Origin of the sequence: Chitinolyticbacter albus (assembly GCF_024437655.1) — a bacterium.
Lineage (GTDB): Bacteria > Pseudomonadota > Gammaproteobacteria > Burkholderiales > Chitinibacteraceae > Chitinolyticbacter > Chitinolyticbacter albus.
The window spans coordinates 26,407-37,308 of sequence record NZ_JANBVF010000049.1 but is presented as its reverse complement, the minus strand read 5'-3'; the positions used below and the strand labels follow the sequence as shown (position 1 = coordinate 37,308).

9 protein-coding genes are annotated in these 10,902 nt (G+C 62.6%); 6 read left to right on the top strand and 3 right to left on the bottom strand.

Annotation, left to right across the window (positions count from 1 at the left end):
• Positions 1-102: 102 nt before the first annotated feature.
• From NLI84_RS17895 to NLI84_RS17885, 3 genes are all read right to left on the bottom strand, one after another.
• On the bottom strand, positions 103-1,818 hold the full coding sequence (locus NLI84_RS17895; RefSeq protein WP_255992169.1) for a PHA/PHB synthase family protein: 1,716 nt from the start codon (positions 1,816-1,818) through the stop codon (positions 103-105).
• 79 nt (positions 1,819-1,897) lie between these two features.
• Positions 1,898-2,584 carry an N-acetylmuramate alpha-1-phosphate uridylyltransferase MurU gene (murU, locus tag NLI84_RS17890; protein ID WP_255992167.1) on the bottom strand — a complete coding sequence of 229 codons (687 nt, stop codon included), beginning with the start codon at positions 2,582-2,584 and terminating at the stop codon, positions 1,898-1,900.
• Between the two features lie 14 nt (positions 2,585-2,598).
• Positions 2,599-3,630 carry an aminoglycoside phosphotransferase family protein gene (locus NLI84_RS17885; protein ID WP_255992166.1) on the bottom strand — a complete coding sequence of 344 codons (1,032 nt, stop codon included), beginning with the start codon at positions 3,628-3,630 and terminating at the stop codon, positions 2,599-2,601.
• A 55-nt stretch (positions 3,631-3,685) separates the two neighbouring features.
• On the opposite strand from NLI84_RS17885, the gene NLI84_RS17880 reads away from it, so the two are divergent.
• From NLI84_RS17880 to NLI84_RS17855, 6 genes are all read left to right on the top strand, one after another.
• On the top strand, positions 3,686-5,833 hold the full coding sequence (locus NLI84_RS17880; protein ID WP_255992165.1) for an LPS-assembly protein LptD: 2,148 nt from the start codon (positions 3,686-3,688) through the stop codon (positions 5,831-5,833).
• A gap of 22 nt (positions 5,834-5,855) precedes the next feature.
• The gene (locus NLI84_RS17875) at positions 5,856-7,136 is read left to right on the top strand and encodes a peptidylprolyl isomerase (protein WP_255992163.1); all 1,281 of its coding nucleotides are present in this window, start codon (positions 5,856-5,858) and stop codon (positions 7,134-7,136) included.
• A complete protein-coding gene (pdxA, locus tag NLI84_RS17870; protein ID WP_284699984.1) occupies positions 7,136-8,113 on the top strand; it encodes a 4-hydroxythreonine-4-phosphate dehydrogenase PdxA in 978 nt (325 codons plus the stop codon). The genes NLI84_RS17875 and pdxA overlap by 1 nt, the downstream gene beginning before the upstream one ends.
• 40 nt (positions 8,114-8,153) lie before the next feature.
• Entirely contained in the window at positions 8,154-8,942 is a 789-nt protein-coding gene (gene rsmA, locus NLI84_RS17865) for a 16S rRNA (adenine(1518)-N(6)/adenine(1519)-N(6))-dimethyltransferase RsmA (RefSeq protein WP_255992161.1), read from the top strand.
• A gap of 78 nt (positions 8,943-9,020) precedes the next feature.
• On the top strand, positions 9,021-9,761 hold the full coding sequence (locus NLI84_RS17860; protein WP_255992160.1) for an amino acid ABC transporter ATP-binding protein: 741 nt from the start codon (positions 9,021-9,023) through the stop codon (positions 9,759-9,761).
• Positions 9,762-9,939: 178 nt separating this feature from the next.
• Complete coding sequence (locus NLI84_RS17855; RefSeq protein WP_255992158.1) at positions 9,940-10,836, top strand: glutamate/aspartate ABC transporter substrate-binding protein; 897 nt, start codon at positions 9,940-9,942, stop codon at positions 10,834-10,836.
• The last annotated feature ends 66 nt before the right edge of the window (positions 10,837-10,902 follow it).

Here is a 10,902-nt window from a genome sequence, read left to right as displayed (position 1 = left end):
CAGACAGTCAAACAGCGCGTTGCTGGCCGCTACTGCCTAAAGACACCCACGACAAAGCCGCCCTTAAGGGCGGCTTTGTTCTGATACACGACGCGTTCGGGCTTATTCCAGCACGTAGTGACCCGGCGCATCGCACAGTTTGGCGTGCTTGCGGCTGGCGAGCTTCGGTTTGACCTGGGCGCCCGAGCGTGAACCGAGCCATTCGACCCAGCTGGGCCACCATGACCCCGCCTGCTTCTGCTGGCCACCCTTCCATTCCTCGTCCGTCTGGCCGGTTGTAACACCGCCTTGCCAGTAGGCACGCTTGGAATCGGGGCGTGGCGGGTTGACGATGCCAAGGATATGGCCGGAGGTCGATAGCGTGAACGTTACGTCGCTTTGCACCCGGTCGATCAATTTCCAGGTCTGCTTCCACGGCGCGATATGGTCTTCTTCGGTACTGACCATGAAGAGCGGCGTGGCAATGCGCGCGAGATCAATCGGCGCGCCAGCGATGGTCAATGCGTCGGGCTGGGTCAGCTTGTTATTGAAATAGAACTCGCGCAGGTAATAGCAGTGCATGCGCTCCGGCATGCGGGTGGTATCCATGTTCCAGTAGAGCACGTCAAACGCCATCGGCGTTTCACCGAGCAGGTAGTTGCTCACCCAGTAGTTCCACACGAGGCTGTTGGCGCGCAGCATGCGAAAGCTTGCCGCCATCTCCTTGCCATCGAGATAGCCTTTGCGGCGGATGGTGTTCTCGACGAACGCCAGGCCCTCTTCGTCGAGGAAGACCTCGATATCCCCTGGCATGGAGAAATCGGTGAGCGAAGTCAGCAAGGTGGCGCTAGCGATCTGGCCCGCCGCGTCCCGCTTCGCCAGCCAGGCCAGATAGGTCGCGACCAATGTTCCGCCTATGCAGTAGCCGGCCAGGTTGACCTGCTCGCTGCCGCTGACTTCCTTGGCGACCTGCACGATGCGATCGATCCCGTCGACGATATAATCGTCGAAGGCCAGCTCGCGCTCCTCCTCACCAGGGTTCTTCCAGCTGGTGATGAATACCGAATGCCCCTGATCGACCAGGTAGCGAACCAGGCTCTTCTTCGCGTCGAGGTCGAGCACATAGTATTTGTTGATCCACGGCGAAACGATCACCAGCGGCACCTTGTGTACCGTCGGTGTCGTTGCCTCGTAGTGGATCACTTCCAGCAGGCGCCCGCGATAGACTACGGCGCCCGGCGTGGTCGCCAGGCTTTCGCCGACCTTGAACGCCGACATGTCGGTCATCGCGATATCGCCTGCGCTCTGGTCGCGCGCGAAATTCCGCCATCCCTGCGCAACGCTCTCGCCGTGACTGGCCAGCGCCTTGGCCATGGCGACTGGATTGAGATAGAAGTAATTGGTCGGCGCAACGGCGTTCAGCACCTGGCGCAACCAGAAGGCGGCGCGGGCGCAGCCGTTGTCACACAGGTCCGGCGTGGCATAAAGCGCATCCTGCAGCCAGCGAGTATTGAATAGATACCATTCCTTGATGCCGTCCCAGAACGGCGAATCACGCCAGATCGGATCGGCAAAGCGGGTATCGTCCGGATGGGGAGGGAACAGATCGATATCGGGCTCCCCCCAGAAGCGCCGCGTGGTGAACGTGGACCAGCGCACGTAGTCCGTCGTCCAGTCACCCAGCGTTTCGACCAGCCTGTCCGGGTGACGCAACCACGCCTGCTGCGCATCCAACGTAGTCCGGGCCAACCCAAACGGATCGAAGGCCTGTCGCAACTGGTGCTGCAGTGCATCGAAACGCAGGTGTTGTTCGGCGAGAAAATCGGTTGGCTGCGGCATACGCGGTTCCTAGGGTGCGGGCCAAGTCAGCTTACGCCGCGTTGCAACATGCCTCAAGCACAGTCCCCAGACCCGCCGCTCAGTGGCCAAGCAACAGCCGCCGGGCTTGATCCAGATCAGCTGGCGTACCGACATTGAGCCAGGTACCAGCGAAATATTCGCCGGTTATCCGCCCCGCGCGACCCTGCCTGGCAAAGATCGGCCCCAGCTTGGCGACGCTGCCCGACGCGACGCCGTCGACGAGACACGGACTGCAGACCGCGATATTGGCGTAGCACAGCCTGGGCTCACCATCGGGCGCAATCTGGCCGCCCTCCAGCGCGAAATCACCGCCGGGGTGATAAGGCGGATTGTCGACCATGACCAGGTGCGCCAGCCGATCCGGATCGGCCCGCATCGCCGCTGCCACCGGCAGCAACCCGGCAAGATCATAGTTGCAGTAGATATCACCACTGAGCAGCAGGAAAGGCGCCTCGCCGAGCAGCGGCCGCGCCTGGGCAATGCCTCCCGCCGTTTCCAGGGCCGTAGCCTCGCGCGAGTATTCTATGCGCAAGCCCCAATCGGCACCGTCACCCAACCGGGACTCGATCTGCTCGCCCAACCAGGCGTGATTGATCACCACCTCGGTGATGCCGGCGGCGGCCAGTCGCCGCAAATGCCAGCCGATCAGCGAAACGCCGCCCACTTCGAGCAGGGGCTTGGGGCAATGGTCGGTCAGCGGGCGCATCCGCTCGCCGCGACCGGCCGCCAGTATCATGGCCTTCATGCTGGGATCCGGATTCAAAAGGTGTAGCCGACTTCGGCTTTCTCGCCGCGCGCATCGAGCAGCAGACGACCCAGCGGCGTCAGCTCGCTGTAGCGCTGACAGACGCCGCGCACATAGCCAAATACGCGTGGGATATCGGCCAGATAGCGCTCCTTGCCATCACGATGCTTGAGGCGGGCAAACAGGCCCAGCACCTTCAAATGGCGTTGCAGGCCCTGCCATTCGAACGCGGCGTAGAACTCGCTGAAATCCTCGTGCACCGGTAGACCGGCTGCCCGCGCCTGCTCCCAGTAGCGAATGGCAAGATCGAGCACGAAGCCCTCGTCCCAGCTCACGTAGGCATCGCGCAGCAGCGAGACCAGGTCGTAGCTGATGGGCCCACTGACCGCGTCCTGGAAGTCCAGCAGCGCAAGCTTGCCCTCGACCACCATCAGGTTGCGCGAATGATAATCGCGATGCATGAATACCCGTGGCTGCGCCACATTGCGCGCAATGATCAGCGCCAGGCTGCGCTCCCAGACCGCCAGCTGCTTGTCGTTCAGCGCCTGCCCCAGATGCACGCCCAGATACCACTCACGGCCGATTTCCATCTCGCGACGCTGGAAGGCGGCATCGAACACCGGCAGGTGCGCATGCGCCAGCGTGGACTGCAGCGCGACCAGGTTATCGATCGCCTGCAGATACCACGCCTTGGCGCTCGCTTCATCGATCAATAGCGGCGCCAGCTCCTGGCTGCCCAGATCCTCGAGCAGGGTGAGGCCCAGTGCCGCATCGTGGGCCAGCACCGCGGGTACCCGCACGCCGGCGGCGGCGAGCTCGGCCTGGCGCGCCAGAAAGGGCGTGGCATCGAAACCGGCAGGATCAGCATCCATCACCATCAGCTTGCGTTGCGCATAACACGCACGCCAGTAGCGGCGCACGCTGGCATCGGAGCCGCCGATGTCCAGCGACAAGGGCGCGGCGCCGGTCACGGCAAGCAGCCAGTTGGCGATGGCATTGCGGCGATGATCGGCATCGGCTGCGGGATTCACGGTGGTTTGCTGCATGGCGAACGATGGGATGCGGTAGAATCCGCGAATTCTACCCCAAGCCCCTGGTTGCATGATCGCCTTACCGCCGCTGCGTCTCTCCGCGCTCACGCTCGCCCTGCTTGCCGCCCATCTTCACGCCGAAGAGGCGGAGCAGCCGCCTATCCAGGTGGAGGCCGATCAGGTGCAGGGGCATGCGCAACACGGTGCCGAGGCGCAGGGCAACGTCATCATCACCCAGGAAGAGACCGAGGTTCGTGCCGACTGGGCCAAGTATGATGTGGCAACCGATCACGTCACGGCCGGCGACCATGTGGAGATGCGCCGCGAGGGGGACCTGCTCACCGGGCGCAGCCTTGATTACTTCCTTCAAGCGCGCCGCGGTACCTTGACCGACCCCGACTACCAGATTGCGCAAGGCCTGGGCCGGGGCGATGCGGTGTCGTTGTTGTTCGACGGTCCGGATCGCTATCAGCTCGACCAGGGCCGCTTCACCACCTGCCCCGTCGATAATGATGACTGGTACATCCACGCCAGCACGCTGTCGCTCGATTACGCCAGCAATACAGGGATGGCCCAGAACGGCTGGGTCGAGTTCTACGGTATGCCCATCCTGTATTCGCCGTGGATGAACTTCCCGCTGTCGGGCAATCGGCAAACCGGTTTTCTGGTGCCCACGATCAGCCTGGACAGCCGCAATGGCCTTGACCTGACTACGCCGTTCTACTGGAATATCGCGCCCAATTACGATGCGACGCTATACCCGCGCTATCTGGCTAAGCGCGGCGTGATGCTCGGCGGAGAGATTCGATATCTGCAGCCCAGCTATGCCGGTGTGCTGCGTGGCGATTACCTGAACGATAACGAGACCCACGAAAGCCGCTACGGCCTGCTGTTCCAGCATCGGCACCAGATCACCGATCGGCTGTCCTTGTCCGTCAACGCGCAAAAGGTGTCGGACGACGATTATTTCAACGATTTCGGCAACCAGGCCGAGATCGCGTCGATCGACAACCTGCCCCGCGAGGCTACGTTCAACTATACCGGCGATGGTTGGTATGGCTATGCCCGCTGGCAGCGTTTCCAGACCATACAGAATTCCGATCACACGGTAGAGGTACCGTACGCGCGGCTGCCACAACTGTATTTCGGCACGGCCCCAGCGTGGATCCCCGGCGCCAAGATCAATATCAACGCCGAGTACGCGGATTTCCGCCATCCGACCAAGACCGAGGGCGAGCGCGCCTGGGTCTATCCCACCATCGCCTACCCGATCCAGAACGCCTACAGCTTCCTCATTCCCAAGGTGGGCGTGCACGCGACGCAATACCAGCTGGACGAAACCAGCGACACCGAGACCGAGTCACGTGTCGTACCATTATTCAGTCTCGACTCCGGACTGGTGTTCGAACGCGACGACACGTTCCGTGGCCTGGCCTACACGCAAACGCTGGAGCCGCGCGCCTACTACGTTTACGTGCCGTATCGCGATCAATCGATGCTGCCCAATTTCGATTCCGGGCAAACCGATTTCTCGCTGGCGCAAATCTTCACCGAGAACCAGTTCTCGGGGAACGACCGGATCAACGACGCCAATCAGCTCACCTTGGCCGTCACCAGCCGCTTCTACGAAAGCGAGACCGGCATCGAGCGTTTCTACGCCACCTTGGCGCAACGCTTTTACTTCACCGAGCAACGGGTGACCTTGAGTTCACCCGGCCGGCCGGCGGACGTCACCAAGTCGGACATGCTGGTTTCCGTGGGCGGGCAGATCTGGCGCAACTTTACCGCCAGCTACTCGCTGCAATACAACTGGCAGGACACCAGGAGCGGGCGCTCCGAAGTCAGCCTCTCCTGGCAGCCTGGCGAGGCCCGCGTCTTGAATGCGCGTTACCTGATGAACCGGGTTACCGACGATACCGAACAGATCGACGCCTCGTTCCAGTGGCCCTTGGGCGCCGGCTGGTACGGCGTGGGGCGGATGAACTATTCGCTCAAGGACAATCAATCGCTCGACAGCCTGCTCGGTGCCGAGTACAACGCGGGTTGCTGGGGTCTGCGCCTTGCCGTTCAGCGCTACCTCACCAGCGGCGACCGCTACAACACGACCTATTTCGCGATGTTGCAACTGGGCGCGCTCGGCGGTTTGGGTAGCAATCCGCTTGGAACCTTGCGCAACATCATTCCGGGTTACACCGACCCTTACCCTCCAGCGCAGTGATCGTCCAATGAAAGTTCTAACGATGTTCCACTCCATCCTGCTTGCCACGCTCCTGGCGACGTCCGTTGCGACGGTCCAGGCGCAGGTCCAGACCATGGATCGCGTGGTGGCCGTGGTCAACCGCGGCGTGATCACCGAGGGCGAACTCGATTCCCGCATCGCCTCGGTCAAGAAGAACCTGCAAGGCAAGGACGTCAAGCTGCCGCCGGAAGAGATACTGCGCCAGCAGGTGCTCGAGCGCATCGTGATGGAGCAGATCCAGCTCCAGTACGCCGCAGGGGTCGGCATCAAGGTCGACGACGCCCAGCTCGAGCGCGCCATTACCCGCATTGCCGAGCAGAACAAGATGTCGCTGCCGCAATTTCGCACCAAGCTGCAGGAATCGGGCCTCACCTGGCGCGCCTTCCGCGAGGATATCCGCAACGAGATCATCCTCAGCCGTCTGCGCGAGCGCGAAGTCGACAACAAGGTTCAGGTCACCGACGCCGAGGTCGACGACTACCTCAAGCTCAATGCCGGCAAGACCGACCAGCAATTCCAGATTTCGCAGATCCTGGTCGGCGTTCCCGAGAACGCCAGCCCCGACCAGATCCAGGCGCGCCGTGCCCGCCTGGTGGCCGCACGCCAGGAACTGGCGGATGGCAAAGCGTTCGCTTCGGTCGCAGCCCAGTATTCGGATGGCAAGGAAGCCACGGCCGGCGGCTCACTCGGCTGGCGCTCTGCGGGTAGTCTGCCGCCGGCTTTCCTCGAGATCCTGCAACATATGGAAGTCGGGCAGATCACCGACATCGTACGCAGCCCGATCGGCTTTCATCTGTTCCGTCTGGACGACAGTCGCACCAACGACAAACGCGCAGTGGTACAGCAGACCCATACCCGCCACATCCTGATCAAGACCAACGAACTGGTTTCCGAGGCCGATGCACGCCAGAAACTGCAGCAGCTGCGCGATCGCATCACCAGCGGCGCCAAATTCGACGAGATCGCCCGTGCGTTCTCCGAGGACACCAGCGCGGCCAGTGGCGGCGATCTGGGCTGGATCAATCCGGGTGAAACGGTGCCGGAATTCGAGCAGGCGACCAATGCGCTGAAGCCAGGTGAACTCAGCCCCATCGTACGCTCGCCATTCGGCGTCCACCTGATCCAGGTCATCGAGCGCCGCAACCAGGACGTGACCGAGCAGCGCGAGCGCTTCCAGGCCCGCATGGACATCAAGCAGCGCAAATCCGAAGAGGCGTACGACGACTGGCTGCGCCAAGCGCGTGACCGCGCCTATGTAGATATCCGTCTCAAGGACGAGTGATGCGCCCGGCGCTTGCACTCACCACCGGCGAGCCGGCGGGCATCGGGCCCGAACTCGCCGCCCAACTGGCCGCCACCGGCCACGCCGGCCGGCTCGTGCTGCTGGGTGACGAGACGCTATTGCGCGAGCGCGGCGCCGCCATCGGTATCCACGTCGACTGGCCGCGATTCGATCCTGAACGGGACGACGATGTATCGGTGCTGCATTTGCCGCTCCCAGCGACATCGCAGCCAGGCATACTCGACATCGCCAACGCCGGCTACGTGCTGCAGCTCTTGGACCTGGCAATAGCCGGCTGCGGCAACGGCACTTTCGCCGCCATCGTCACGGCTCCCATCCATAAGGGCGTGATCAACGATGCCGGCATGGCCAAGGGCTTCTTCTTCGGCCACACCGAATATCTGGCGGAGCGTACCGGCACTGCCCAGGTCGTGATGCTGCTCACCGGTGGCCAAATGCGGGTCGCGCTGGCCACCACCCATCTCCCCCTGAGCGACGTGCCCGCCGCGATCACACCGGAAACGCTGTCGCGCACGCTGCGCATCCTCGACGTCGACCTGAAGCGCAAGTTCGGTATCGCCGAGCCGACCATTCTCGTCGCCGGGCTCAACCCGCATGCCGGCGAAGGCGGCCACCTCGGCCGCGAAGAACTCGAGGTGATCATCCCGACGCTCGATCGCCTACGCGCCGAAGGCCTCAAGCTGATCGGCCCGTTGCCGGCCGATACGCTCTTCAACCGCAAGCAGCTGGCGCAGGGCGATGCGGTGCTCGCCATGTACCACGACCAGGGCCTGCCGGTGCTGAAATACGCGAGCTTCGGCCATGGCATCAATGTCACGCTAGGCTTACCGCTGATCCGCACCTCGGTCGACCATGGCACAGCGCTCGATCTGGCCGGCACCGGCCGCGCCGATCCAGGCAGCCTGCGCGCCGCGCTCGATCTGGCTTGCGAGCTGGTCCAGCGCCAGCGCAGCTGATCGCCTAGGCTGTCTACTCCATACCCGCCATACCGGAACCATGTCGCACATACCCCGCAAACGCTTCGGTCAGAATTTCCTGCAGGATCAGGGTGTCATCGCCGATATCGTCAACGCCGTCTCGCCACACCCCGGTGAAGCCGTGGTCGAAATCGGGCCGGGTCTGGCCGCGCTGACCGCGCCGCTGATCACGCGCGCCGGCCGCCTGCACGCGGTGGAAATCGATCGCGACATCGTCGCCCACCTGCAGCAGCGCTTCAGCCCGGACGAGCTCGTCATCCATAACGTCGATGCAATGAAGTTCGATTTCGGGGCGCTCGCCGACGGCATTGCGCCCGGCGGCAAGCTGCGCCTCGTCGGCAACCTGCCGTACAACATCTCGACGCCGCTGTTGTTCCACCTGGCGAGCTTCGCCGACCGTATCGCCGACATGCACTTCATGCTGCAAAAGGAAGTGGTCGATCGCATGGTGGCCGATCCTTCGACCACCGACTACGGTCGGCTCTCGGTGATGCTGCAGCTGCGCTTTCATATGGAGCGCGTGCTCGACGTGCCGCCCGAATCGTTCTACCCACCGCCCAAGGTCGACTCCAGCGTGGTGCGCCTGCTGCCGTGGCCGACGCCGCAGCACGAGGTGCTCGACCTGCCGCTGCTCGAAGATCTCGTCGTCAAGGCGTTCGGCCAGCGCCGCAAGACGCTGCGCAACAACCTCAAGGGCATCGTCGACGATGCGCTGTTTGCCGAGCTCAAGATCGACCCCGGCCTGCGTCCGGAAAACCTGGCAGTGGGCCAGTTCGTCGCCATCGCCAACGCGCTGGCGCGCCGCTGAGCGACTTCAGGGTTTTCCCGCCTTGTCCTGGCCCGGCACGCCGCCCAGAATCCGGACAAACCCTAACAGAACAACGCCATGATCCGCTTCTCCCAGGTCAACAAGTGGTACGACCGCGAGCACCATGTGCTCAAGCACATCAGCCTGGAGGTCAAGGCCGGCGAAGTCGTCGTCGTCTGCGGCCCTTCCGGCTCGGGCAAATCGACCTTGATCCGCACCATCAACCAGCTCGAGCCGGTCGAGGAAGGCGAGATCTGGATCGGCGACGTGCAAGTCAACAACCCGCGCACCAATATCAACCGTGTGCGTGAGAATGTCGGTTTCGTCTTCCAGCACTTCAATCTGTACCCACACTTGTCTGTGCTGGAGAACATCACGCTCGCGCCGATGCAGGTGAAGAAGCTCAGCCGCGCCGCGGCCGAGGAACGCGCGATCGCGCTGCTGATCAAGGTCGGGCTCGCCCACAAGAAGGATGCCTACCCGGCCAACCTCTCGGGCGGCCAGCAGCAACGCGTCGCCATAGCGCGCGGCCTTGCGATGGAGCCCAAGGTGATGCTGTTCGACGAGCCGACCAGCGCGCTCGATCCTGAAATGATCGGCGAGGTACTCAAGGTGATGCAGGATCTGGCGGAATCGGGCATGACCATGATGGTGGTCACGCACGAGATGGGTTTCGCGCGCGAAGTGGCCGACCGGGTACTGTTTCTCGATCATGGCGAAATCCTCGAAGACACCACACCCGAAGCGTTCTTCACCAACCCGCAGCACGACCGGGCGCGCCAGTTCCTCAAGCAGGTGCTGGCGCCGATGCACGGCTGACCCGGTTTCGACGAGCAGTCAATTTCGTGATAAAAGCCGCCAAAAGGCGGCTTTTTCATTACATCTTCGCGCAAAAACCCTGCACACCCCATTCCACGCTAGGGATATCACTGAGGGCATGTCAGGAGCGGGGTGCCTATACTGCGTCCACGCAAAGCCCCCATTTTTGGAGTGTGAGATGAAAAAACTGCTGCAACTCAGCCTCGCCGTTTCCGCCCTCTTCGCCGCCGGCGCCCACGCCGAAGAGCTGAGCGGCACGCTGAAGAAGATCAAGGACAGCGGCGTGATCGTCGTCGGTCATCGCGACTCCTCCATTCCCTTCTCCTACCTCGACAACCAGAAGCCCATCGGCTACTCGATGGACCTGGCGAACAAGATCGTCGAGAACGTGAAGAAGGAACTGAAGCTGCCCAATCTGCAGGTCCGCTACAACCTCGTCACCTCACAGACCCGTATCCCGCTGGTGCAGAACGGCACCGTCGATTTCGAATGCGGCTCGACCACCAACAATCTGGAACGCCAGAAGCAGGTGTCGTTCTCAGTCGGCATGTTCGAGATTGGCACGCGCCTCCTGACCAAGAAGACCTCTGGCGTGAAGGATTTCGCCGATCTGTCGGGCAAGAACGTGGTCACCACCGCCGGCACCACTTCGGAGCGCCTGATCAAGTCCATGAATGCCGAGAAGAAGCTCGACATGAACATCATCAGCGCCAAGGATCACGGCGAATCGTTCCTGATGCTGGAATCGGGCCGCGCCGTCGCCTTTATGATGGACGACGCGCTGCTGGCCGGCGAAATGGCCAAGGCGAAGAAGCCCGATGACTGGGTCATCGTCGGCAAGCCGCAGTCGTACGAGATCTATGGCTGCATGCTGCGCAAGGATGACCCGCAGTTCAAGAAGGTGATCGACGATGCGCTCAAGGCCGCGTTCAAATCCGCCGAGATGAACAGCATCTACAAGCGCTGGTTCGAAAGCCCGATCCCGCCCAAGGGGCTGAACATGAAGTTCCCGATGAGCCAGGAACTGAAGGAGCTCTTGGCCAACCCGACCGACAAGTCGGCTGAGCAGATGTAACGCGGGCACACCACTCGATCGATCGGCGCCACGGGCCATGCGCCCCGCGCCGATTTTTTCTACCCT